We start from the raw sequence: 22,951 nt of genomic DNA, 5'->3' as shown, positions 1-22,951 counted from the left end.
CGTCTGTCCAAACAGACCGACCGCAGTGTGCCGACTACGTCGGTAGTGGCGACGACCGCGGACACCTGGCCCCGGGGGCGACATGCCAAACCATTCCGCAACAGTACAGTCTTTCTTGCGCGCAAACATGGTTCCGCAATCGCCACAACTCAACCAGCGCGCTGGATCCAGATCGAGCAAGCAACGCGCAAGTACGCCGCGCGAACGCCGGGTGACGTCTACGTCTTCACCGGCCCGACGTTCTACCAGCGGCCGTCGACCATCGGCGCCGGTGGCGTCTGGGTGCCGAGCCACACGTGGAAGGTGGTCTACAGCCGCCGTGAGGGGAGGGCTTGGGCTTACTGGATGACCAACACCGCAGGATCGCACAGCTTGGAACCGATTGATTAAGGCGAGTTCGAGCGGCGCACGGGGCTTGCACTTTTAAAGCAACCACTGCCCTGATCCGGTAGGCTGAGTTCATGTGCAACCGATACGAAACGCCAAGCCAGATCGAAGTAGAGCGCTACTGGCATCTCGGTCGCGAGAACGTGCCCAAGCTCTGGCCTCGCGCCATCTTCCCGCGTTCACTGGGTCCGTTCATTCGACGAGCGCGTGACGTTGCCGATTACAAACGCGAACTCGTGGTCGGACAGTGGGGACTGATCCCGTGGTTTGCGAAGGAACCAAAGCTCAAGTTCCCCACGAACAATGCACGCAGCGAGGAATTGGAGGCGAAGGCCAGCTACAAGGACCCGTGGAAGCGGGGACAGCGTTGCATCATTCCCGCTGCCGTCTTTGACGAGCCGAACTGGGAGACTGGAAAGAACGTCTGGTGGCAGTTCCGTCGAGTTGACGGCGATCCATGGGGGCTGGCAGGTCTATGGAACACCTGGATCGACAAGGCGACCGGCGAAGTGCACGAGAGTTACACCATGCTGACCATCAACGCGGACGACCATCCGCTGATGCGCCGCATGCACAAGCCGGACCCCAAAGCGCCGCCGAAAAAACAGGACAAGCGGTCGGTAATACCACTGGAAGCCGCAAATTTCGATCACTGGCTTGAAGGAACGGTCGAGCAGGCCAGAGGGTTGATGAAGCTTGCGCCGGTCGACGTATTCGAATCGGGGCCGATTCTTCCCAATGTCGTCTCGTCTGTCGGGCCTGAGGACTAGAAAGATAGCTTGAAGATTACTTGCTGCCACGGTCCTTCGGTCATTGCCAGAAGACGGACTACCACTTCAGACTGGTGATAGTTCACCAGCGCTCGTTTGCGGCGTGCTAGTTTTGGAAGCGAATGCATTGGGCCCAGTAGGCAGGCGTTGGAAACGCACCCAATGCGCCCCAAGCAACGGCTGGCAACACCTCATTGGTCAACGGCCGGCAACACCTCATGGGTCAACGGCGGCAAATCAACGTGCATGACACTTCGCGACAAGTAGATCGCTGCACGTAGGGTCATGACTGGTCGCCCACGGAACTGTCCGATGATGAAAGTTCACTTGCAACCTTAAGAAGCAAGGTGGGTGCGTCGGCGTGTCGATCCGTGCCGTCCCAAGCATCAACGACGACTTGGCGCAGCGTAGCCGCGCCAGAGCTGCTGTGCTTTGCTTCCAAGGAAATTCCTAAGAATTTGCATAACTCCTGATGCATTTCTTACCTAGTCCTTCGGTGTCAGCAAAGCCGTTGGTGAGCAGATGACGAGCGTCTTGCTACCTCGGGTCATTGCCACGTACAGATGACGCCGATTCAGCTTTTGCGGGTCGAGGACAACAGCGACGTCGGCTTCGAGCCCTTTAAGTAGCAGTGTGCTTCCAACTGCGCGACGCGGAACCGACCGGGGCAAATGCCGATTTCGTTCTCGGACCCGAATGGCCTCTTCCAAGAACGTCCCGCCTCGATGCGCGGCCTCCAAGGCGTTGACGCACAGCCTGAACACTTCCGGCCTAAAAATTCGAAGGCTGGCCGCGGCTCGGAAGTCGTTCAAAGTACGCGCCGCGCTTGAGAAATCGCGCTTGTTGAAGAATGCCAGCGCTGCGGTTTCGATGGGCGTAGCCTCTGTTTTAGAGCGGTTAGTTGAATGGGATGCCACCCGCTTGAGCAGCTGCGCTGCGGACAATCCCGTCATCATGTCGGACGCGAATCCCACCAGGTGGTCGAGAGAAGCCGAATGGGCAGGGTCAAAGCTCCGGGCAAATTCGATGAAATCCTTAAGCTCGAGGGCTTCGACCATGAGAGCTCCTGGCGTCCTGATTGCGGTATCGAGCTGCACCCGCTTGTTTGCGCTGTCGACGATGATGACGACAGAGCCGTCGGTACTTGGCGCCTTGAACTGGGCTGCCTTCATCCGCTGCACATACGCTTCGGGTTCATTCCTGGAGAGCTGAACCCAGACGACGTCCTCGGGTGCCCTGGCAAGATCGATCGGAACCCTATTGATTAGCGACTCCCGCACGTTGAGAAGCCATGCACCAAGGTCAGGAGCCTTCGCGTTGTGCCATCGCCAGGGCTTGGCAAGTCGGCCCAGCGAAGGGAACACGGGCAGCACGTCCGTCTTCCACTTCACGGTCGGCCCGCTGAAGTCGAAGATAGCCTGGAGAGGGTCGCCCAAGACCGTGATCGGAAGGACTCGCGACAGTGCAACCACGAGCGCATGTTGATCCAAGTCGCAGTCTTGGTACTCATCAACAAGCACCCGTGAGTACGTGGCGCGCAACGGCACGTCAATGTGCTTGCTCTGCAGGAGCTTGACCGTTGCTTTGCGAATGGCCGGGTAGTCGCTACTGGCGCGCTCGACGCGGAGCACTTTGCTTGTCAGGCCGGTGCGAGCAGGGAAGCGCTGGCCCAGTCGGATCGCCCAGCTGTCTAACGTCGCGACTCGAAATACGGTTGGCGGCACTTTGGCGCGCCGAAGACGTTGCTCGAGCGCGGCGCGCCCCGCATTTGTGTGTGTGAGCACCAGGGCTGGCCGACCTGACTCCATGGTGCGCAGCGAGTCAGCAATCAACTGTGTCTTACCGCACCCAGCCGGTGCGACAACGCTGCCCGACTGCGAGGTCAGGATGTCGATTTCGAGCTCAGCCATGGATCTTCGCGAACAGAGCCTCGAGAGTCCGCCTGAAATCGCCATTGGCATGTCTCAGACGGGGTCCGATGATGCGATCGCCAGCGGCCTCCATCCGGCTTATTGACTTGAACCAACCCCTTCGTGCAGCCTTGCCCTTCTTGGCTTTCGAGCTGAGTTTGGCCGCATCCCCAAGGATTTCGCGAATGTCGGACGCATACACATCGGAAAGTGCGAAGGACTCTCGCACCGACTCGAGTGTGAAATTGCCTTCTGACATCTGCACAATGCTTGAGTCAACTTCCTCTTCCGAGTTGAGTTCAACGGCCAAATCCAGAAGTTCGTCAACTGCAGCGTCAGAGACGTCGTTAAACATCGCCTGCTCGAGTGCGCGCTCTTCTGCCCACAGGAACACGTGCACTCCGGCGTCGCGAGTCTTCTCAAGCTCGGCTTGGTCGATGTTGAGGTCAGAGTCCAGAAAGACGATCGTCTTAAAACCGAGCCTTCGGAAGATCTGAGCTCGTTGAAGCGTGCGCTCGGGCGTTCCGCCGGATGAATCGAGAAAAGAGCATGCAGCTGCGAAAGCCGAGGCCTCGCCCTTGGAGGCCCGGTGGAGATCGATGCCACGTAGAAGCCCTATCTCGCTGGCCCCTTCGCAGACGACGACAGTTCTCGAAAGGAATGCCTCGGGATACGTTCGGAGCGCTCCTTGGATCGCGTCCTCAGTACCGACCTTCGCGACAACGTGCGTCCGAGCGTTGCGACGTACCACGTACACTTGGTCGCCACTCAGCTCGCGGACGGCGACCGGCGAGTGTGTTGTCATGAAGACCTGTAGCGAGTCGTCCTTGTCCTTTGCGCCCAGGGAGTGCAGAAGGCGGATCAAACGATGCGGCTCAAGTCCGTATTCGATTTCGTCGGCCAGGAGGACGTTGGTGTGGGTTGCCGCGCGGCGGTGCAGCCCCGCAAGTAGAAGGCGAGCTGACCCAACGCCGAGTGCTCGCAGCGGAATCCCGCTTTCGGAGTGCAGTGAGATCGCGCCATCCGTGAATGAGACCGCGTGAGTGTCCAGAAGTGCCTTGACCTCCGCGCCGACGTTGATGCCGAGTTCCCTCGCCGTCTCCGTTACCGCCTTCAGAACGCCCGACACCGTCTCGCCGGCTTGCTCCCCGAATGAGGCACGGGCTTCACGAGATGCGTCGATCAACGCCGTTCCCACGCTGACATGACCGTCTGACAGCCTGTTCAAAACCGAACCCCGCGACCAAGAAAGGTTCGAGTTCGAATGGCTTCCAAGCCTTGCAGGCGCGAGCGCCAACCTATCTTTCCAGGCAAGCGATTTGCGATGTTCGCCGTCCTCAGTACGGTCGGAGTAGAGGCGCCACTGGGGCTCTAAATCAGCCTCCACGCGCAGTTCGAGGGTCAGGACGGTCTCACTGCCATGTTTAGGCTCGTCGTCGATCATTTCGAGCTCGTCGTCATAGCTTCGGAGGTAATCGCCGTACGCGTCTAGATCCAGCATGGCGTCAGGGAGAGCACCGATGGTCAGACGAACGTACAGTGGCCTGTTCACTTCCTGATTAAAGAAGTCCGAATCCGAAAAGCTCCAGCTTCGTCGGGCCGACAGGCAAATGTCAATCGCGTCGAGGATCGTAGACTTTCCACTGTCTCCCGGCCCAACAAGACAGTTCGCTCCTGGGGCGGGACACCAATCGAGCGACTTGATCGAGCGAAAGTTTCGAATTTCGATGCATCGGATTTTCGGCATTTTCTCAGTCCATTGCAAATGGCGCAGTTTAAGGTCCATTTTTAACAACACCACTGGTCTTAAAAATTGAGCTAGGAACCACCTCTTCTGATTGCCCCACGATTGTGAAACTGCTGTGATCTAAAAGTAATTGTCCGTGCCGCTTATGGGCATGAAGGCATCGACTGAAAAGCGGTCATTATTGATTGACGGAAACAAGCCGGCGCCGGATAGAGAAGTGTCCTTTTCGGCTGCACATCTCAGAGAATTGCCGCGATCTACATTTCCAAGACCATTATCAACGTCTTTCCGCCGTTGGAGAAGAAAAACCACTGCAAAAGCGAGAATCTGCAAAAGCCACCCTTTCTCTGGACCGGCAGCCCAGCGCCATAAATCGAAATACTAGATTGGTTTTCCAGTCGTGAGAATTAAATCATGGAGTAAAGGCTAACTCTATAAAAAATGACCAAAAGATGCGAATAAAAGACAGATTAGATTGAAAAAAGTGGTCGTGGTATTGCGGATTGCGGGCGTAAAGCCATTGCGCACTTCAAAAGATCAAAAAAGCGGAAGAAATTTCCAGTAGTCCTGGACGAGTTGTGTTGGCAAATGTCAAGATTCACAGTTAGGACTCACTCAGCTGTTTGAATGTCAATGTATTTGATCTGCAAGGTGGAAAAAATTGCCTCGGCGCTTTAAAATGGCCGAGGACAAACGCCACCTTTAAATTAAGACAAATGCTGATAGTAAAGATAATGCTTGTTAATTGATCGATTTATGATTTGAGCAAATGCCGAAGAATTGATTGATTTTGGCGCTAATTTTATTGGCATGTGATTTATTTAATTTAGGCAATCAGCTTTTTTGCGAATGACTACCATTTGAATTAGGTGCAGCCGGAGTGGCAATTCATTCTGTGCCAATATAAATCGAAATTTATTGCTTAAAATTATCTTAGCGTTGATGTTGTCGAAGAATTAGACGAGTGAATGAAAGCAGGCGTTATTCTTCTTTCAGATCTCAATTAAAAAAAAGTGATGCCGACTGAACACCAAAAAAATCACAAGAACGTTCAACAGACCGCCCAAACAAAATTTGATGACGGGAGCACTGGACCTTGGTACTCAAGAATTCAACAAGCCTGGGCAATTTCGCGAGAACTCCAACAGCTCAAACAGACAAAGTATGGTTAATCGTAAAAGTTTTTATGAAAGAAGATTTGAATAAAAATACTTTAAATGAGAGATTGATAATTAAGAAGCCTTGTGGATTTTTTAAAGTCAAGCGGGCTTAGCGCTATCGTAGACAAGCCGCAGAGCGTCGACGGTGGACTGTCTGGCACTTGGAGAGGGATCTCGGACGTAGTGAACTTGATGTTCAAGCTTGACCTTTTGCAGCGTCACACTGGCGCTTCTGCTCGAACGCACACTTCGGCGCCGCTCCTGGTCTCGTGTTTTTTCAAAGCTCAGAGGTGTCCGTGGACGTGTGCAACAGAAGACTCCTTGTTACTCTCGTTCATCATCGTCCGCGTGATGTAAAGCCATGCGCTTTGAAGCAGTTTTTCAGACGACTTCTAACGTCATTTTTTCCATTGATGCCCCTGTTAATGGAAGAGTTTTCCGGGCGTTAATCGCTCAAGTTGCTGGTATGTTTATACACAAAAACGAAGGTCGGAAATCCACCTTCAGGAACGCACTTTAACGCGTTGTTTGGAAACGGAAACAGGATGCGGAAACGGCTCGGTGACGTGCCTTTTTGTGGCTTGGCACACGTGCAAACACCTCAACACAGAGTACTTCTGCCAGATGGAAGTGCGTTGTAAACGAGTCGAGGTTGCTTGCCTAAACCATCGATTCATAAGACGACTCTGACGTTTGAAAGCTCAGAAAGGACGCCGAAGATACTGCGAGGGATCGTCGAGCAGCAGACGTGAATGCAAATTTATTGCATTGTCTTGCTGCCGAAACGACTTATTTTGTTTCGACTGCTCTGTATTTTGTGTCAGAAGCAATGTGAATTGTGTTCAGAGCAATTCAAGTTGCATCGGATGCAATTTGATCGTTTTTTTGGGGGGAAAAAACCATCAAGGAGGAAGGTCACGGCGGCAGACATGCTGGAAGATTTGATTAGCCTATGTTTCCGAACTGAGGCTGCCGCGGTTGGGGATAATCTCAAGATCACTTCATCCGCATTCCCCGTCTCACCATCATCGTGTCCACCGCAGCACACCATGGTCACGCACAGCTCGCCCGCAAGTCTTGCTTACTGCTGCGATCCAGTATGGTGCAAGAGGTTGACGCATTTTCATTTGTGTGACTGTCGTGGCAGTCGCAGTTCAAATAAAGGTTGACATCTGCTTCGATCTGAAGGTTTTTTCGCTCAAATAAATGATTCAGATGCAAGAACAAATTTTAAATTCAGAAAAGCTTTTTGATTTAAAAAAGAGCAGGTTACAGAATTAAAAAAACTATAACCTCGCTTCTGCCATCAAATCTGCGGTCGACATCTTCAACGCAGCAGCAATTCGAAATATAGAAATTACACCTGGATTCTGCATGCCTCTTTCGATGCTGCTCATGTACGACCGGTCAATCGCACTCTGGTGGGCGAGTTCTTCCTGACTGATTCCGAGAGCCTTTCTCGAATGGCGGATTGCTAGTCCGAGAGCGACAAGTGATGGTTCTTCGGCGTGACGTGGGGACGAAATCGGCATGCCATGATCGTCTCCATCCGACTTCGATCACACCACGGACGATCTTCCACATATAATCAAAGGGCGACGGTGGTGGCAAGCTTGATGGTATAGATGTGCGTGAGGACCAGAGTAGCTTCGCTGTGACCTGTCGGCAATTAGAAAGCACGTTTTATTTCTTCTTGCGTTGTAGCCTTTCGAATCAAAGTTATTAACTTCAAAACGAGAACATGCCATGAGCGTTTTTGACATGAACGATCAAATAATGACCGGCGTACTTAAAGGAATGGGTGCGGCCGCAAATCGTTTCGAAGAGCGAATGAGGGCTATTCGAGAAAATTCCGATGAATTGAAGAGAGCAGAGCGCTTTTACAGCCACGCAATGAGTTTAGCGAAGCAAGTGGATGAATTAACCGATGTGATAATGCGACACCATAGAGAAATGATCGAAAAAGAAACTATGCTGAAAAACGCAAACGAGCGAGCTGGTACGTACGATAGAATCTCTAGAGATCATCTAAGGTATTTGGAGTTGGTAGTTAAGAGACTTAATAACGTCGAGGAAACTCTCCAGCGTCAATCTGCTCATTCATTTGCACTCGATGCATTTCGAAGGTATGCACTGCAAGAACTGAAAGACAACCCTGAAACTTCGCAGTCAAGTCTTTTGAACGAACAGTTTCGGGATGAGTTTTTTGCTAAAGCTTGGGATCATTTCATGACCACGAAGACAGTAAAGCGCGGTATTCCAAGATTGGGAATTGACGAGCCCTGAAAAGAATTCGCCATTGGATGACGTCGACTACGCTTTTCAGGCCAATTACTTAATTCACAGACAAGCGTTTGGTCTTGTAAATTGTAGTTCTCAAGCAAACCCTTAATTAATGTTCAAGACGAAATGCCATTGGCTGCTTATTCGATCTAGGCCTGAAATGCAAGGGTGTTGAGCTATTTGTACGGCCAATCACCACAGATTTCCGACAAAACGATACTTGTTTAGAGACCCTTATCCCTTCTTCCGCGTTAAGACTTGCCTGACGCCGCTATGCAGGTCAGCCGCGCTACCTCGCGCCCTGACGCAGTTTCAAGCACCACGTCCTCGTCAATGTCGCTCAGGTTGACAATACCTCCCGTCGTGTTTGTTTTTACTGTCTTGAGAATGACCTGTGCAACTGAAGTTTGCATGGAGCGGCAGGCCTTCACGTCGGACAGGTCATGCAAGGTCATTTGAGGGCCCCAACTGGCTCCAGCCAGGTACACAACGACCACCAACGTTGCTGCTGTCATCTTGCTCCTGTTGATCACGCTAAGAATCGCTCATTTGAGCGAATGTTTTCTATTGCCTCTTTGCACGCAGTTTCGGCGTGCTTTGTCTTATTTCTAAAAACCCATTTTTCGTAATGTCGGTGGCGGTGCATTCTCGAAATCACAAGTTTCGACAGAATGACGATTGCGGGCAAGTGCACGACCAATGGCCATCGTGCTGCGAGTCTTAAAATCGCGCGCGGAGAACCTTTCGACTGCGTTAACCAGCACCGATTTCGAGATTTGGTTTCCGAAGTCGTAGAGGCCGGTGTCTTTCACCACGCGAGCGAAGATGCGTTCGTACATACGAAGGGTTTCGGCGCCGGTGGGTGCGATGACGTGGACGATGTGGAACCTCGACAAGATCGGTTTCGGGATCATGTCGAGTTCGTTGCAGCAGCCGATCCATCGCACGTGGCTTGCGTCGATCCTGATGCCCGGAAGCGACTGGTCTTCGAAGTTCCTGGAGCTTTCGACCTCAAGCAAGCTGTAGAGCGGGCCGAGGGGGTCGTAGCACTTGTTGCCTCCGACCTTGTCGATTTCGTCCAAGAAGCCCACGGGGCACGCTGTCGCCTTCACACCCGCGCGCCCGAACGCCAGGGTCCGGAAGACTTCGCCGGGCGTCGAATTGCCCCAGTGCACGGCTAGGCCGTCAATTGAGCTGCCCGCAGTGGCGGAGGCAAGGTCGACTTTGAACATCGGAGTCTTGAGCACGCCGGCGAGCAGACTGCTGAAGTAGCTTTTTCCAATGCCAGGGGGACCGACAAGCAACAGCGGTGCAGGCCGTGCACGGCCGCCGGCCGCTGCGATCGCGAATGATGGTTCGATCAGCTCGTCGATCGCGGTCTGGAAGTTCGGGAATGCCTCGCGCATCTCGTCGAGCTGACCTTGCCACGCCGGATTCGGCACGACGTAGGGGCGCACTGTGCTGGTCTCGAGCAAGCGCGCCAAAGTGGCCTTCAGACGTGATCTGGAATTCTCGTCCGAACTGAGCAAGGCCACGTTCTCTGCAGCGGCGGTGATGTCGTCCAGGCTGAAGATCTCGACACCAGCATCACGCTCCTCGTGCGAAACGACTTTCACGGTCGGTGCGGCTTTCTGTAGATCATTGAGTTGCTTGATCGCCATGACGGCGCTTTTGAATGCACCGCATCTCTGGCACTTCCAGGACCAGCAATTGCCCCCAAACTCCCTCCGCAGGTCTTTACAGTCGCATGCATCACAGCGGAAGTTGTCAAAAATCAGCTCAATTCCGCGACGCTCGGCGATCGGTCGGACTTCACACAGGCGGTTCATCGTGAAGTTGTAGACCCGATCCGGCGGCGGGCCCTCTGCGTGTTCGAAGTCAAGGCATTGCTGGTTCTCGTTGCGAGTCTTGGCCATGGCGCGATCGAGGTGCGCAAACGGGTCTGCGATTGCAGACGCCGACGACGTGTCGATTTCGTTGTCGTCCACCCTGGTCCCGCACGTGTCGCACGCCCAGTGCCAGGAGCCGCGCGTGACAACGCGCTGAGCCTTCGCTCCAGAGCAATGCTTGCACGACCACACGGATTCGCAGCCTGGCTCTTCGCATTCGGCGGCTGGCGCGCTGAAAGGCGCCAGGCCGAGTTTCTCAAGGGGATCGGCCTGGCGCGCCATCACTTCGCCACCGAGCAGTTGTCGACGGTGAAGAAGTGCGAGCCTTCCGCACCTTCCTCGTGCTTCACGATCTTGCCCGTGATCGTGCCCCCACTGAAGCCCGGCGATGCGGCTTGGCAGATGAAGCCGATCTCATCGGATTTGCGGACGTAGAAGTCCTTCGACCCTTTGCCAAACGGCTTGAGATCGAGCTTCACGCGCTGGAAGATGACTTTGGGGGAGGTAATGCGCTCGCTGCCCTCGAGCTTTTCGACTCGGCGCGCATCGCGAACCAGGTCGGCATAGCTCAGGGTGGCTTGTGCGCACGCGACATCGGCGACGGTGACTGCCGAGAGCAGGGTGGCCAGGGTGATTGCAATCTTCATTTCTTCGTTCTTTCGAACACGGCTGGACGCGATGGCGATCCGGAAAGCCGTGGACAAAGTTGAAGAAGAAGAAAGAGCGTCGCTACACGATCGAGATTCTAGGATGGGTCTCCAGGATCTCAAAATCTGGCCGATGGTGAATCAGGTACACGAAAAAACATCGCTTCCGCCGTCACCATGCCTCTTGGTGGTGGCCCCGCATCTTTGTGATGGGTCGACGCAGTGTTGAGATCTGGCTCTTACCTCCGCCTTACCTCAACCAAAGAAAAAGCCCCGGTGCTCCTGATTTAGGAGCACCGGGGCCTTACTTTCATTGGTGCCGGAGAGATGAATCGAACACCCGACCTTCTCATTACGAATGAGCTGCTCTACCGACTGAGCTACACCGGCTAAGCCTTCGATTATAGCGGGTCGTGGTACCGCGTCACGCGCTCGACTTCATTTTTCGACCCCAACACCACACTCACGCGCTCATGCAGCTTCGTCGGCTGCAGATCGAGGATGCGTTCCTTTCCGTTGGTCGCCGCGCCGCCGGCTTGTTCGACCAGCCAGCTCATCGGATTCGCCTCGTACATCAGTCGCAGCTTGCCGGGCTTGCCCGGCTCGCGCTTGTCCCACGGGTACATGAAGATGCCGCCGCGCATCAGGATACGGTGCACGTCGGTGACCATGCTGGCGATCCAGCGCATGTTGAAGTCCTTGCCACGCGGACCCTCGGTGCCGGCGAGGCATTCGTCGATGTAGCGCTTCACGGGCTCGTCCCAGTGGCGCATGTTGCTCATGTTGACCGAAAACTCCTTGGTGTCGGCCGGAATCTGGATGTTCTCCTTGGTCAGCACGAACGAGCCCTGCTCGCGGTCGAGGGTGAACATCGCGACGCCGTGGCCGACCGTGAGCACCAGCGTGGTCTGCGGGCCGTAGATGCAGTAGCCGGCCGCGACCTGCTTCGCGCCTGCCTGCAGGAAGTCGGCTTCGTGCACACCGGGATGGTCGTCGGGCTTCATCAGCACGCTGAAGATGGTGCCGATGCTGACGTTGACGTCGATGTTGCTGGAGCCGTCGAGCGGGTCGAACAGCAACAGGTATTCGCCCTGTGGATAGCGGTTGGGCACGACGTAGATGCTGTCCATCTCTTCGCTGGCCATGGCCGCGAGGTGGCCGCCCCATTCGTTGGCCTCGATGAGCACTTCGTTGGCGATGATGTCCAGCTTCTTCTGGACTTCGCCCTGGACGTTCTCGCTGTCGGCCGAGCCGAGCACGCCGCCGAGGTCGCCCTTGTTGACGGCCATGCTGATGCTCTTGCACGCGCGTGCGACCACTTCCAGCAGCAGCCGGAGCTGCCCCGGAATGAGGCCGTCGGCGCGCTGCTGCTCGACGAGATAGCGCGTGAGTGAGATTTTCTGTTGTGCCATGTGATTTCCTTTGGTTCAGCCCGCAAGGGCGCGGTTGACGACCTCTTGCGTGTCCTTGCTTAGATCGGGGCGGGCGGCGACGCGCGCGATGGCTTCGCGTGCGGCGCTGCGGTAAGGCTCGGCCAGCTTGCTCCAGCGATCGAGCGATCGTGCGAGGCGGGCGGCGACTTGCGGATTGAGCGCATCGAGCTCGATCACGCGCTCGCTCCAGAAGACGTAGCCCGATGCATCGCGACGATGGAAAGCGCCCGGGTTCGCGCTGCAATAACTGAAGATCACGCTGCGCGCGCGGTTCGGGTTCTTGAGCGAGAAGTCCGGATGCTTCATCAGCTGCTTGACCAGCGGCAGCACGTTGCCGCCGCGGTCCGGCGAACCGGCCTGCAGCGAGAACCACTTGTCGATGACCAGCGCCTCGTTCTTGAAGATTGCGTGGAAGCGTGCCAGCGCCTGCTCGGCCAGCGGATGGCCCGACGACACCAGCGCGCTCAGCGCATTGAAGCGATCGGTCATGTTGGCCGCGTCCTTGAAGCGCTGCAGCGTCTTGCCGGGCCAGACGGTGTCGCCTGAAACCCGTGCGGCGATGCAGAGGTTGGTCAGCGCCATGCCGGCCAGCGCGCGTCGGCCCGACGACAGCGGGTCGGGCGTGTAAGCGCCGGTGTCCTGGTTCTGTGCATAGGCGTGCTCCCACTCGACGAACAGCGAGGTCGCGAGTTGTGTGCGCATGGCATCGCGCACGGCGTGCACCCGCTGCGGATCGACGACGTCGAGCTGCTCCGCGATGTACGTTTCCGACGGCAGCGTGAGAACCAGTTCCTTGAAAGCCGCGTCGAGATCGGTATCTCCGAGCACGCTGCGCATCGCGTTGACATAGGCGTCGTCGAGAAGGGCGGTGCCGGTCGCAAATGCATTGTCGGGCTCCGTCGATGTGACCGCGCGAATCGCGCTCCGCAAAGCGAGCCGCTGGCCGGCCTCCCAGCGGTTGAACGGGTCGATGTCGTTGGCCAGCAGCGTGAGAAGCTGCGCGTCGGTGTAGTCGAAGTCGAGCACCACCGGCGCGCTGAAGCCGCGCAGGATCGACGGCACCGGTTCGGTCTCGACATCCGTGAATACGAATTGCTGCGACGCTTCGGTCACGACCAGCAGGCGCGTGCCTTGCACGGCTTCGAAATCACCCTGGAGCCGCAGCGGCAGGTCGCGGCCGTCCTGGCTCAGCAATCCGAGGTTGACCGGAATGACGACCGGCAGCTTGGTCGGCTGGCCCGGCGTGGGTAGGCTGCTCTGCTCGAAATGTAGCGTGTAGGTGCGTGCATTGGCGTCATACGTGCCGCGGGCGGTGAGGCGCGGCGTGCCGGCCTGACCGTACCAGCGCTTGAACTGCGGCAGCAGGCGCGCGAGTTCCGAGTCGGGGTTTGCGTCGGCGATGGCTTGCGCGAAATCGTCGCAGGTCACGGCATAGCCGTCGTGGCGCTGGAAGTAGAGCGTGATGCCGCGCTCGAAACCGGCCCTGCCCACCAACGTCTGCATCATGCGGACGACTTCGGCGCCCTTTTCATAGATGGTGACGGTGTAGAAATTGCTGATCTCGATGTAGCTGTCTGGCCGCACCGGATGCGCCATCGGGCCTGCATCTTCGGGGAACTGCGCGGTGCGCAGGACGCGCACGTCCTCGATGCGCTTGACCGCGCGGGCCGACGCATCGGCGCACAGGTCCATGCTGAATTCCTGGTCGCGGAAGACGGTCAGGCCTTCCTTGAGCGAGAGCTGGAACCAGTCGCGGCAGGTCACGCGGTCGCCAGACCAGTTGTGGAAATATTCGTGGCCGACGACGCTTTCGATGTTGCCGTAGTCGGCATCGGTGGCGGTCGCCTGATTGGCCAGGACGTACTTCGTGTTGAAGATGTTCAAGCCCTTGTTTTCCATCGCGCCCATGTTGAAGTCGCTGGTGGCGACGATCATGAAGCGGTCGAGGTCGAGTGGCAGACCGAAGCGGGTTTCGTCCCACAGGATCGAGTGCACCAGCGAATTCATCGCGTGCTCGGTCTTGTCCAGGTCGCCGGCGCGCACATAGACCTGCAGCAGATGCTCCTTGCCGGCGCGCGTCGTGATGCGCTGCTCGCGCGCGACCAGCTTGCCCGCGACCAGCGCGAACAGATAGCTCGGTTTGCGGAACGGATCGACCCATTTCGCGAAGTGGCGACCTTCGTTGCCCGGGCCTTCGAGATCGCCGCTGTCGACCAGATTGCCGTTAGACAACAGCACGGGATACGCCTGCTTGTCGGCGCGCAATGTCACCGTGTAGTTCGCCATCACGTCGGGACGGTCGAGGAAGTAGGTGATGCGCCGGAAACCTTCGGCCTCGCACTGCGTGAAGAAGGTGTTCTCGCTCACGAAAAGGCCCATGAGCTTGGTGTTCTTCACCGGGCAGCAGGTGGTGAAGATCTCCAGATCGAAGGCGTCGGGCAGGTTGTCGATCACCAGCTGGTCGGCTTCCATGCGGAACGACGCACTGTGGCCGTCGACCAGCACGCGCGCGAGGTTCAGCTCGTCGCCGTCGAGTCGCAGCGGGCCGGCGGGCTGATCGGGATTGCGGCGCAGACGCATGCGATTGAGTACGCGCGTCTTGACCGGGTCGAGGTCGAAGCACAGGTCCACGGTGTCGATCCACCAGGCGGGTGCGACATAGTCTTCGCGGCGTATCGCCAGCGGTTGTCCTTGGGCGTCACGCGATTGCAGCATCGAGAGTCTCCAGAAAATTGGATTTGGCGAGTTCTTCGTAGTCACGAACCGCCGCGAGCACATGCGGGCCCGCGAGTTCGGCCGCGCTGTGGGTGGTGCAGACCGCGACGGCACGCATGCCGCCGCGGCGTGCGGCTTCGATGCCGAAAGGCGCATCTTCGAAAACAATGCAGCGCTCGGGCGCCACGCCGATGCGGCGGGCGGCTTCCAGAAAAATGGCCGGTTGCGGTTTGCCCGGCAGGCCCTCGTCGCCGCCGACGATGGCGAGCGGCAACGGGTTCATGTGCAAGCGCGACATCACGAACTCGATGTTGTGGCGGTCGCCGGCCGTGCCGACGGCAATCTTCAGTCCGCGCGCTTCGGCCTTCGCTGCAAAAGCCCGAAAGCCTGCGACTTCGACGAAAGCGGCGCCGAACATCTCGCGATAGATCGATTCCTTTTCTGCCGTGATCTCGGCGCTTTCGGCGTCGGTGACCATGCGGCCTATCAGCTCGCAGGCGCATTCGAACGCGTTGCGACCGGTGGTGCGACGCATCAGGTCGGGCACGTCGAGTGCCATGCCGCGGCGGCGCGCGAACTCGATCCACGCCTTCGCGTGCCACGGCATCGAGTCGACCATGGTGCCGTCCATGTCGAAGATGAGGGCCTCTGCACGCATCAGACGCCCTGCTTCAGCGAAGCTTCGATGAACACATCGAGATCGCCATCCAGCACCTTCTGCGTCGCCGAGACTTCGACGTTGGTACGCAGATCCTTGATGCGGCTGTTGTCCAGCACATAGCTGCGGATCTGGTGGCCCCAGCCGACGTCGGTCTTGGTGTCTTCCAGCTTCTGCTGCGCTTCCTGTTGCTTGCGCAATTCGAAGTCGTAGAGGCGCGAGCGCAGCCGTTTCCACGCCACGTCGCGGTTGCTGTGCTGCGAACGTCCGTCCTGGCACTGCACCACGATACCGGTCGGGATGTGCGTCAGGCGCACGGCCGAGTCGGTTTTGTTGATGTGCTGGCCGCCGGCGCCGCTGGCGCGGAAGGTGTCGGTGCGCACGTCTGACGGATTGATGTCGATCTCGATCGAATCGTCGACTTCGGGGTACACGAAGATGCTGGCGAAACTGGTGTGGCGGCCGCCCGACGAGTCGAACGGCGACTTGCGGACCAGCCGGTGAACGCCGGTTTCGGTGCGCAGCAGGCCGAAGGCATAGTCGCCCTCGATCTTGATGGTCGCGCCCTTGATGCCGGCCGTGTCGCCCGCGGTTTCGTCCTCGATCTGCGTCTTGAAGCCCTTGCGCTCTGCGTACTTCAGGTACTGGCGCAGCAGCATGCTGGCCCAGTCGCAGGCTTCGGTGCCGCCAGCGCCAGCCTGGATGTCGACGAAGCAGTTGAGCGGATCGGCCGGGTTGTTGAACATCCGGCGGAACTCGAGCTGCTTGATGTCGGCTTCGAGGATGTCGGCGTCGTCGGAGATGGCCTGCAGGCCATCCATGTCGCCGTCTTCCTTCGACATGTCGAAGAGCTCGGTGTTGTCGGACAGGCCGCTGGTGAGCCGGTCGAGCGTCACGACGACGCCGTCGAGCGACTTCTTCTCGCGGCCGAGTTCCTGGGCTTTCTTCGGGTCGTTCCAGACCGTCGGGTCTTCGAGCGATGCGTTGACCGTCCTCAGACGTTCGGATTTGGCATCGTAGTCAAAGATACCTCCGTAAATCGACCGTCCGGACGCTCAGGTCCGCGAGGGTTGCGCCGATTTGGTTGATTTGCTCTGCATCCATGGGGTGTCCTGACGGTATTCGGGGAAAACCGTGCATTTTCTCATGCCTCGGCGGCATTCAGCTCGAAGCCGGCGCCTGGACCAGCAACGGCAGGGTCACTTTGAAAAGCGAACCTTCGCCGGCAACGCTCTCCAGCGCGATCGTGCCGCCGTGCGCACGCACGATTTCGCGTGTGATGTACAGGCCCAGCCCCAGTCCGGCCGCGTGCTTCCTGCTGTCGTCGGTGCGCTCGAACTGCTCGAAGATGCGCTCCTGATCGACTTCGGCGACCCCTATGCCGCGGTCCCGGACGCTCATGGTCGCCAGACCTTCGATCTGCACGACTTCGACCTGCACTGGCTTGCCGCCGCCATAGCGCAGCGCGTTGGTGAGCAGGTTGGTCAGCACCTGCTCGATACGGAATTCGTCCCAGACGCCTGGAACCTCGTAAGGCGCATCGAGCGTGATCATCGATCCCGCAGCGTCTGCCTGCTGCGCGAGGTTGTCGATCACCCGTTTCGCGAGCACGGACAGGTCAAACGGCTTCGGACGGATCGACAGCGCATCGCGGCGCAAGCGGGTGACGTCGAGCATGTCGTCGATCAGCCGGACCATGTTCTGGATCTGCCGCTGGTCGCGCTCGATCAGCGTCGGCAATTGCTCGGCCGAGAACGGTTTCAGATTGCCTTTTGACAGGTGCATCTTGCGCACCTGCGTTTCCAGGTAGAGCGTGTTGAGCGGCGTGCGCAGTTCGTGCGAGACCATCGACATGAAGTCGTCGCGCACCCGGACTGCGCGCTGCAGCTCGGCCTGCGTCGTCTGCAGCTTCTCGACCAGCGCTTCCTGTTCGCGGTGCGACGCAGCCAGAGCTTCCATCTCGCGCTTGAGCGCCTTGCGGTGGCGGTGCAGGTCGACGAACACATTGACCTTGCTCGTCACCACATAGGCATCGAGCGGTTTCTGCAGGAAGTCGACGGCGCCGCTTTCATAGCCCTGGAACGCATAGTTCATCTCCCGGCCGGCTGCGCTCACGAAGATGATCGGGATGTGGCGCGTGCGTTCGGTGCCGCGCATCAGCTCGGCCAGTTCGAAGCCGTTCATCACCGGCATCTGCACGTCCAGGATGGCCAACGCGAATTCATGCTCGAGCATCAGCGCCAGCGCTTCGTCCGCCGATCCGGCCTGAAACACCGATCTTCCCGGACCGCGAATCAGCGCATCGAGCGCGAGCAGGTTGCCCGGCAGGTCGTCGACGATCAGCAATTTGCTTTCGACATTAATCATCGGTATCGGGTGTGTCCAGTTGCACCAGCAGGCTGCGCAGTTCGCGCAGCGGTAAAACGAAATCCGGTGCGTGCAGCGCGATGGCTGCACGAGGCATGGTAGCGACCTCGGCCTCTTCGGGGTCCTGCACCGCCGTCAGGCCGCCGGCCTCGCCGATGTGCTTCATGCCTTGAGCGCCGTCATGGTTGGCGCCGGTCAGGAGCAGGCCGGCCAGGGCCGGTCCGTAGGCATCTGCTGCCGACGACATCAGCACGTCGATCGACGGTCGCGACCACAGAACCGGCGGCTCGCAGCTCAATGAGAACACGTGTTCCCGTTCGATCGACAGGTGGTAGCTCGGCGGCGCGAAATAGAGCGTGCCTTCCCTGATCTCGGCCTTGTCGGCAGCCTCCAGCACCGGTATTCGCAGGCGCTTGGCGAAGACCTGGGCCAGCAGGCTGTCCCGACCTTCCGGCAGATGCATGACGATCACGATGGGCAGGTGCCATGAAGCAGGAAGGTCGGAGAGCAGCGTCAGCAGCGCCTCGACGCCACCGGCCGATGCACCGACGACGACCGCCTCGGTCCGGCGCCTTGAGATCTTCTTCGGATTCATGAGGCCTTGCGGAAGATGCGTTCTGCCTTGGCCAGCGTATCGAAGCGCGTGGCATAGGCGGAGAAGTCGATGCTTTCCTTCGATCCGAGTCCGAGAAAGCCGCGGTGGCAAAGCGACTCGTGGAACAGCCCGAGCGCGCGGTCCTGCAGGTTGCGGTTGAAGTAGATCAGCACGTTGCGGCAGGACACCAGCTGCGTTTCTGCGAAGACGCTGTCGGTGGCCAGGCTGTGGTCGGCGAAGATCACATCGGCGCAAAGCGACGGGTCGAATTTCGCGGCGCCGTAGGCGGCCGTGTAGTAGTCCGAGAACGCGCTGCTGCCGCCGGCACGCTGGTAGTTGGCGGTGTAGCCCTTGACGACTTCGAGCGGGAATATGCCCTGGCGCGCCTTCTCGATCGATGCCGGGTTGATGTCGGTCGCATAGATCTGCGTGCGTTTAAGCAGCCCTTCCTCGCGCAGCATGATCGCCATCGACCAGGCTTCCTCGCCGGTGCTGCAACCCGCAACCCAGATCTTCACCGAAGGGTAGGTATGGAGCACCGGCACCACCTGCTGGCGCAAGGCCAGGAAATAGGCCGGGTCGCGAAACATCTCGCTGACCGGGATGGTGAGGAACTGCAGCAGCTGCGCGAACACCGCCGGGTCGTGCAGCACGCGGTCCTGCAGCGCCGCGATGTTGGGCAGGCCGAGCTGCGACAGCGCATACGCCACGCGGCGCTTCTGCGAGGCTCCGGTGTAGTCGCGAAAGTCGTAGCTGTACTTGAGGTAGATCGCCTCCATCAGCAGGCGTATCTCGATGTCGGCACTGTTCGGGATGAGGCTCACAGGCGCTCCAGATGGGGCATCCACACCCTCAGCAGCGAGAACAGGCGGTCGAGGTCGACGGGCTTGGCCAGGTAGTCGCTGGCACCGGCCGCGAGGCATTGCTCCTGGTCGTCCTTCATGGCCTTGGCGGTCACGGCGATCACCGGCAGCTTGACGAAGCGCGGGTCCTGGCGCAACCGGCGCGTGGCTTCCAGGCCATCCATCTCCGGCATCATCACGTCCATCAGCACCAGGTCGATGTCGGGCACGCGGTCGAGCTTTTCGAGCGCTTCGCGGCCGTTGCGACCGATCTCGACCAGCGCACCGCGTTGTTCGAGCGCGCTGGTGAGCGCGAAGATGTTGCGCACGTCGTCGTCGACGAGCAGGATGCGGCGACCCTCGAAGACACGGTCGCGGCCGCGCGCGGTCTTGAGCATCGTGCGGCGTTCGCTGCTCATGTCGGCCTCGACCTTGTGCAGGAACAGCGTCACCTCGTCGAGCAATCGCTCCGGCGAGCGTGCGCCCTTGATGATGATCGAGCGCGAATAGCGCAGCAGTTCGGTCTCTTCGTCGCGCGTCAGGTTGCGTCCGGTGTAGACGATCACCGGCGGGAAAGAGCAGATCTCTTCCGTCGCCATTCGCTTCAGCAGTTCGCTGCCCTGCATGTCGGGCAATCGCAGGTCGGTGACCATCACGTCGAAGACGCGCGACCGCAGGAGGCCCATCGCTTCCTCCCCGGATTCGACAGCCGTGATCGCCACGTCGTCGTCGCCGATCAGCTTCGTCACCGCCTCGCGTTGCAGTGCGTCGTCCTCGACCAGCAGCACGCTCTTGACCTTCTGCGTCAGCTTGTCCTCGAACTTCTGGAACACCTGTTTCAGCTGGTCGCGCGAAGTCGGCTTCATCGCGTAGCCGATGGCGCCCATGTGCATCGCGGTCTCGACGTTGTCGGAGGCGGAGACGATGTGCACCGGGATGTGGCGGGTGCGCGGGTCGTCCTTGAGACGTTGCAACACGCTCAGGCCCGGACCGTCGGGCAGGCGCATGTCGAGCAGGATGGCATCGGGCAGGAACTGCGTGGCGAGATCGAATCCGTCGTGCGCGCCGTGCGCGACCAGGCAGCGGTAGCCGAGTTCATGGGCCAGGTCGTAGAGGATGTTCGCGAACTGGGGCTCGTCCTCGATCACCAGCACGCGGCGCGCGGAAGTCGAGGGCAGCAGGCGGTCGTCGGAGAACTGGGGGATCGACGAAGCGGGCGGTGCGGCAACCGGCGAAGCCGAAGCGACGGCGGGCTGCGCGGGCGCCGGGCCACGCTGGATCGGCGGCATCGCGCTTTGACGAGCCGGTGCCTGGCGACTTGATGGCGTCCCGTCGGCGGCCTGTGGTGCGCGGGCAGGCAGCTGCAGCGTGAAGGTGCTGCCGGTACCGGGTGTGCTCCTGACCGTCAGCGTGCCGCCGACCAGGCGCGTGAGGTCGCGCGAAATCGACAGACCGAGACCGGTACCGCCGTAGCGCCGGCTGGTGGTGCCGTCGGCCTGACGGAAGGCTTCGAAGATCGCTTCCTGCTGGGCCACCGGAATGCCGATGCCCGAATCGGTCACGGCAAGAAGCGCGCCGCCATCGGGCCCTCCCGATACCTTGAGCGACACCTCGCCGTGTTCGGTGAACTTCAGCGCATTCGACAGCAGGTTCTTCAGGATCTGTTCCACCCGCTGGCGATCGGTGATCAGCATCGAGGGCGTACCAGGTTCGATTTCGATCCGGAACGCCAGCTGCTTCTGGCCGGCCAGCGGCGTGAAGGTCATGGAGAGGCTGTCGGTCAGCGCGGGCAGCGAGACTTCCTCGATCACCAGTTCGAGCTTGCCGGCCTCGACCTTGGCAATGTCGAGTATGTCGTTGATCAATACCAGCAGGTCGTTGCCCGACGAGTAGATCGAGTCGGCGAACTTCACCTGTTCCGGCGTCAGGTTGCCTTGCGGGTTGTCGCCGAGCAGCTTCGCCAGGATGAGCGCGCTGTTGAGCGGCGTGCGCAGTTCGTGTGACATGTTGGCCAGGAATTCGGACTTGTAGCGGCTCGACCGCTGCAGCTCCTGCGCGCGGTCTTCGAGTTCGCCCTGGACGCGGCGCAACGCAGCGTTGCGCATGTCGAGCGCCTCGGTTCGCTCCGAGAGCTGACTGTTGGTCTGTTCGAGTTCGGCCTGCTGGTTTTCCAGTGTTGCCTGCGATTCGCGCAGGGCGCGCGATTGCTCTTCGAGTTCCTCGTTCGCGGTGCGAAGTTCTTCCTGCTGCACCTGCAACTCTTCATTGAGCTGTTGCGTCTCTGCAAGCACGTCCTGCAGCTGTTCGCGGTACTGCACGGCGGCGATCGAATTGCCGATGTCGTTCGCCACCAGTTCCAGCAATTGCTTCGTGCGGCCCGATGGCGTCTGCAGCAGGCCGAGTTCGATCACGCCGTTGACGCTGCCTTCGTCGCTCACCGGCAGCAGCAGCGCGGCCTTCGGCGCCATGTCGCCAAGCCCCGAATTGACGCGCAGGTAGTCCGAAGCGACCGGTTCCACCGTCATCAGCTGCGCCTGCGCCGCCGCCTGTCCGACCAGTCCGTGGTTCGGGCTGATGAGCTGGGGTGCTGCTTCCGCCTCTGGTGAGAAACCGTAACTCGCGATCCTGCGCAACACGCCGGAACTCTCCTTGACATAGACAGCGCCGACACTGCTGCCGACGTGCTTGGCGAAGAACTTCAGAATCTTGCGACCCATCACCGGCGCGGCGAGTTCGCCGACGAGTTCGCCAGCCAGTTCGGTCTGCGCGCTTCGCAGCCAGGCCTGCTCCTGCAGCGCTTCGCCGTGCGCCGCCTGCTTGCGAAGGACGGTGTCGTAGCTGTCGGAAAGCTCGACCAGCTGCCGGCGGCCGAAGAACGCCAGCAGACCTGTGGTCGCGAGCGTGAAGAAGACGAACAGGCCGATGATCGTCCAGCTGGTGTTGGTCGCTTCCGTGTTGCGCTGGAAGCGCAGCGTCTGCTCGAAATTGACGAAGTTCATGTAGCCCGTACGCATGTCGTCGGAGATCCGCTTGCCGCGTCCCTGGCGCACCACCGCCGCATAGTCGCCGCCCGCACGCCGCATCGCGACAATCTCGTCCGCATACCGGTTCCATGCGGTCTGCAGTGTCGTGATGCGATCGATCCGTTCGACCTGTGCCGGGTTGTCGGAAACCAGCTTGCGAAGGTGGGCCAGGCCGGCGACGAGCCTGGGTTGCGCACTTTCGTAAGGCTGCAGAAACGTCTCGTCGCCGGTGATCAGGAATCCGCGCATGCCCGTTTCCAGGTCGACGCTCAACCGTTGCATCTCGCTCGCTTCGCGTGTGACGCGGTCGGTGTGTTCCACCCAGCCGATCACCGAGAGCAGATAGAAGATGAGCGACACGAACACCACCACGCCGACAAGTCCGCCGATCAGGGGAAGCTTCACGTTGCGTGACAGCACGCGCTGGAAGTCACGGGGATCGATGGATGACGTGGAGGAGTTCATGGGAGCGCTGTGTAAGGCAAAACCCGCGCAGTTTGCATGGGGGAGGTACCTGGAAGTGTC

At 59.1% G+C, this 22,951-nt stretch carries 17 protein-coding genes and 1 tRNA gene; 3 read left to right on the top strand and 15 right to left on the bottom strand.

The genetic code is table 11. From position 1 onward, the window contains the following. Window positions 1–27: 27 nt before the first annotated feature. Window positions 28–390 (top strand): DNA/RNA non-specific endonuclease, encoded by a 363-nt coding sequence (locus ACSFA3_RS06295; protein ID WP_435504512.1) that lies wholly within the window; start codon window positions 28–30, stop codon window positions 388–390. A gap of 71 nt (window positions 391–461) precedes the next feature. Next, the gene (locus ACSFA3_RS06290; protein ID WP_435504511.1) at window positions 462–1,157 is read left to right on the top strand and encodes an SOS response-associated peptidase; all 696 of its coding nucleotides are present in this window, start codon (window positions 462–464) and stop codon (window positions 1,155–1,157) included. 485 nt (window positions 1,158–1,642) lie between these two features. Here the strand turns inward: ACSFA3_RS06290 and ACSFA3_RS06285 are convergent, their stop codons facing one another. The 3 genes from ACSFA3_RS06285 to ACSFA3_RS06275 form a co-directional block, all read right to left on the bottom strand. Continuing rightward, the gene (locus ACSFA3_RS06285; RefSeq protein WP_435504510.1) at window positions 1,643–3,067 is read right to left on the bottom strand and encodes a UvrD-helicase domain-containing protein; all 1,425 of its coding nucleotides are present in this window, start codon (window positions 3,065–3,067) and stop codon (window positions 1,643–1,645) included. Continuing rightward, window positions 3,060–4,853 carry an ATP-dependent nuclease gene (locus ACSFA3_RS06280; RefSeq protein ID WP_435504509.1) on the bottom strand — a complete coding sequence of 598 codons (1,794 nt, stop codon included), beginning with the start codon at window positions 4,851–4,853 and terminating at the stop codon, window positions 3,060–3,062. The genes ACSFA3_RS06285 and ACSFA3_RS06280 overlap by 8 nt, the downstream gene beginning before the upstream one ends. 2,407 nt (window positions 4,854–7,260) lie before the next feature. Then, window positions 7,261–7,506, bottom strand: coding sequence for a helix-turn-helix domain-containing protein (locus ACSFA3_RS06275; RefSeq protein WP_435504508.1), 246 nt, complete (start codon window positions 7,504–7,506; stop codon window positions 7,261–7,263). Between the two features lie 214 nt (window positions 7,507–7,720). Between ACSFA3_RS06275 and ACSFA3_RS06270 the strand changes: the two genes are divergently transcribed. Beyond that, window positions 7,721–8,260 carry a hypothetical protein gene (locus ACSFA3_RS06270; RefSeq protein ID WP_435504507.1) on the top strand — a complete coding sequence of 180 codons (540 nt, stop codon included), beginning with the start codon at window positions 7,721–7,723 and terminating at the stop codon, window positions 8,258–8,260. 248 nt (window positions 8,261–8,508) lie between these two features. Here the strand turns inward: ACSFA3_RS06270 and ACSFA3_RS06265 are convergent, their stop codons facing one another. From ACSFA3_RS06265 to ACSFA3_RS06210, 12 genes are all read right to left on the bottom strand, one after another. Further along, window positions 8,509–8,772, bottom strand: coding sequence for a hypothetical protein (locus ACSFA3_RS06265; RefSeq protein WP_435504506.1), 264 nt, complete (start codon window positions 8,770–8,772; stop codon window positions 8,509–8,511). Window positions 8,773–8,865: 93 nt separating this feature from the next. Continuing rightward, a complete protein-coding gene (locus tag ACSFA3_RS06260) occupies window positions 8,866–10,245 on the bottom strand; it encodes an AAA family ATPase (protein WP_435504505.1) in 1,380 nt (459 codons plus the stop codon). Between the two features lie 182 nt (window positions 10,246–10,427). Beyond that, a complete protein-coding gene (locus tag ACSFA3_RS06255) occupies window positions 10,428–10,793 on the bottom strand; it encodes a hypothetical protein (RefSeq protein WP_435494501.1) in 366 nt (121 codons plus the stop codon). 314 nt (window positions 10,794–11,107) lie between these two features. Continuing rightward, window positions 11,108–11,183: transfer RNA gene (locus tag ACSFA3_RS06250), tRNA-Thr, on the bottom strand. Window positions 11,184–11,194: 11 nt separating this feature from the next. Then, entirely contained in the window at window positions 11,195–12,205 is a 1,011-nt protein-coding gene (locus ACSFA3_RS06245; protein WP_435504504.1) for a class 1 fructose-bisphosphatase, read from the bottom strand. A gap of 15 nt (window positions 12,206–12,220) precedes the next feature. Further along, window positions 12,221–14,941, bottom strand: coding sequence for an aminopeptidase N (gene pepN, locus ACSFA3_RS06240; RefSeq protein ID WP_435504503.1), 2,721 nt, complete (start codon window positions 14,939–14,941; stop codon window positions 12,221–12,223). Beyond that, window positions 14,925–15,599 carry an HAD family hydrolase gene (locus tag ACSFA3_RS06235; RefSeq protein ID WP_435504502.1) on the bottom strand — a complete coding sequence of 225 codons (675 nt, stop codon included), beginning with the start codon at window positions 15,597–15,599 and terminating at the stop codon, window positions 14,925–14,927. The genes pepN and ACSFA3_RS06235 overlap by 17 nt, the downstream gene beginning before the upstream one ends. Continuing rightward, a protein-coding gene (gene prfB, locus ACSFA3_RS06230) for a peptide chain release factor 2 (protein ID WP_435504501.1) occupies window positions 15,599–16,703 on the bottom strand; the annotation gives its coding sequence in 2 pieces (ribosomal slippage) (window positions 15,599–16,621 and window positions 16,623–16,703; 1,104 coding nt in all). Before prfB ends, ACSFA3_RS06235 begins: the two co-directional genes overlap by 1 nt. Before the next feature lie 57 nt (window positions 16,704–16,760). Next, window positions 16,761–17,966 carry a hybrid sensor histidine kinase/response regulator gene (locus tag ACSFA3_RS06225; RefSeq protein WP_435504500.1) on the bottom strand — a complete coding sequence of 402 codons (1,206 nt, stop codon included), beginning with the start codon at window positions 17,964–17,966 and terminating at the stop codon, window positions 16,761–16,763. Next, window positions 17,959–18,561: a chemotaxis protein CheB gene (locus tag ACSFA3_RS06220; protein WP_435504499.1), complete on the bottom strand. Its 603-nt coding sequence runs from the start codon at window positions 18,559–18,561 to the stop codon at window positions 17,959–17,961. The genes ACSFA3_RS06225 and ACSFA3_RS06220 overlap by 8 nt, the downstream gene beginning before the upstream one ends. Next, window positions 18,558–19,385 carry a CheR family methyltransferase gene (locus ACSFA3_RS06215; protein WP_435504498.1) on the bottom strand — a complete coding sequence of 276 codons (828 nt, stop codon included), beginning with the start codon at window positions 19,383–19,385 and terminating at the stop codon, window positions 18,558–18,560. Before ACSFA3_RS06215 ends, ACSFA3_RS06220 begins: the two co-directional genes overlap by 4 nt. After that, the gene (locus ACSFA3_RS06210; protein ID WP_435504497.1) at window positions 19,382–22,891 is read right to left on the bottom strand and encodes a response regulator; all 3,510 of its coding nucleotides are present in this window, start codon (window positions 22,889–22,891) and stop codon (window positions 19,382–19,384) included. The genes ACSFA3_RS06215 and ACSFA3_RS06210 overlap by 4 nt, the downstream gene beginning before the upstream one ends. Window positions 22,892–22,951: the final 60 nt, after the last annotated feature.

The organism is Variovorax glucosi, assembly GCF_051216695.1.
Taxonomy (GTDB): Bacteria; Pseudomonadota; Gammaproteobacteria; order Burkholderiales; family Burkholderiaceae_C; genus Variovorax.
Note: the sequence above shows the minus strand (reverse complement) of the source record. Positions and strands in the feature narration are given on the sequence as shown.

Bases quoted from the DNA above. Each gene is read 5' to 3' on its own strand.
- ACSFA3_RS06285 (WP_435504510.1), bottom strand. From the start codon at position 3,067: ATGGCTGAGCTCGAAATCGACATCCTGACCTCGCAGTCGGGCAGCGTT.
- pepN (WP_435504503.1), bottom strand. From the start codon at position 14,941: ATGCTGCAATCGCGTGACGCCCAAGGACAACCGCTGGCGATACGCCGC.
- ACSFA3_RS06280 (WP_435504509.1), bottom strand. From the start codon at position 4,853: ATGGACCTTAAACTGCGCCATTTGCAATGGACTGAGAAAATGCCGAAA.
- ACSFA3_RS06225 (WP_435504500.1), bottom strand. From the start codon at position 17,966: ATGATTAATGTCGAAAGCAAATTGCTGATCGTCGACGACCTGCCGGGC.
- ACSFA3_RS06245 (WP_435504504.1), bottom strand. From the start codon at position 12,205: ATGGCACAACAGAAAATCTCACTCACGCGCTATCTCGTCGAGCAGCAG.
- ACSFA3_RS06275 (WP_435504508.1), bottom strand. From the start codon at position 7,506: ATGCCGATTTCGTCCCCACGTCACGCCGAAGAACCATCACTTGTCGCT.
- ACSFA3_RS06235 (WP_435504502.1), bottom strand. From the start codon at position 15,599: ATGCGTGCAGAGGCCCTCATCTTCGACATGGACGGCACCATGGTCGAC.
- ACSFA3_RS06290 (WP_435504511.1), top strand. From the start codon at position 462: ATGTGCAACCGATACGAAACGCCAAGCCAGATCGAAGTAGAGCGCTAC.
- ACSFA3_RS06220 (WP_435504499.1), bottom strand. From the start codon at position 18,561: ATGAATCCGAAGAAGATCTCAAGGCGCCGGACCGAGGCGGTCGTCGTC.
- ACSFA3_RS06270 (WP_435504507.1), top strand. From the start codon at position 7,721: ATGAGCGTTTTTGACATGAACGATCAAATAATGACCGGCGTACTTAAA.
- ACSFA3_RS06255 (WP_435494501.1), bottom strand. From the start codon at position 10,793: ATGAAGATTGCAATCACCCTGGCCACCCTGCTCTCGGCAGTCACCGTC.
- ACSFA3_RS06265 (WP_435504506.1), bottom strand. From the start codon at position 8,772: ATGACAGCAGCAACGTTGGTGGTCGTTGTGTACCTGGCTGGAGCCAGT.
- ACSFA3_RS06210 (WP_435504497.1), bottom strand. From the start codon at position 22,891: ATGAACTCCTCCACGTCATCCATCGATCCCCGTGACTTCCAGCGCGTG.